1 pseudogene is annotated in these 966 nt (G+C 56.4%); it reads left to right on the top strand.

From position 1 onward, the window contains the following. Positions 1-368 precede the first annotated feature (368 nt). Positions 369-679 (top strand): annotated as a pseudogene (locus tag GSQ92_RS16335) (transposase); the annotation flags it as partial. Positions 680-966 lie beyond the last annotated feature (287 nt).

Genomic DNA, 966 nt, shown 5'->3' with positions numbered 1-966 from the left:
GGCATTTGCCGTGATGGGAAATGCCATTAACCATCCGCTTGTCGGGACTACGACGTTCCATTCTTTTATTCAAGTCTTCGAGCGCTACGAGCAGAGTTATCTCGAACAATCTGGAATCCATAAGGATTTCGCTCAAGAGATTGTCGACTCAATTTCGAGCGACTTACTCCGAATCCTACGATTTCGAGGACGGCGCTGATCGTATCGCTGGCCGCGTAGAATCGGCAGCACGTGTATGTTGTGACGAAGATACACAAAACGCGGAGCAAGAGGAAAAGCGGCAGAGCGCGAGTGAAATGTGGTGCGTACTCAGCGGGGCGTTGTCACGTTAACTGGCGGTCTACGACGGCCTGGGCGAGGATGATGGCATGAAGAAGCCGCCAGACCCGCACCATCGCCATCGTTTCGCGGCAGACCTCATCAGCCACGCTGTATGGCTCTATCACGTGTTCAGCCTGAGCTTCCGAGATGTTGAGCTGCTGCTGGCCGAGCGCGGCGTCATCGTCTCTTACGAGAGCGTCCGCCGATGGTGCCTGAAGTTTGGATCAGCCTTCGCCGACAATCTGCGTCGCCGCCGACCTCGGCCCGGTGATAAATGGCACCTCGACGAGGTGTTCATCCGCGTTCAGGTGAATTACGCTATCTCTGGCGCGCCGTGGATCAGAACGGCGTCGTGCTATCATCTCGCCATCACCATGAGTTGGTGGGCGTTCTTCGCCAGCTGCCTCAGTTGATCTCGCCCGCAATCTTGGCTTCGCGCTGTTTTATTGCTCGACCCTCACGCCTCACCAACGTCACGCCTGGGTCTAGCACTGAACCCCGAGCCCAATCGTGGGTGGGTTTGATGCCCCTTTTCCATGCGAAAAGGCTTATCACAGCCATCAAGTGCCTTCGCAGAAGGCAAAGGGCCGATTAGGGTGCGCTGACACGCTCAACGGGCACGCTACGGATCATAAAGACCGACAG

The organism is Acidisoma sp. S159 (genome assembly GCF_009766125.1).
GTDB lineage: Bacteria > Pseudomonadota > Alphaproteobacteria > Acetobacterales > Acetobacteraceae > Acidisoma.
Note: the sequence above shows the minus strand (reverse complement) of the source record. Positions and strands in the feature narration are given on the sequence as shown.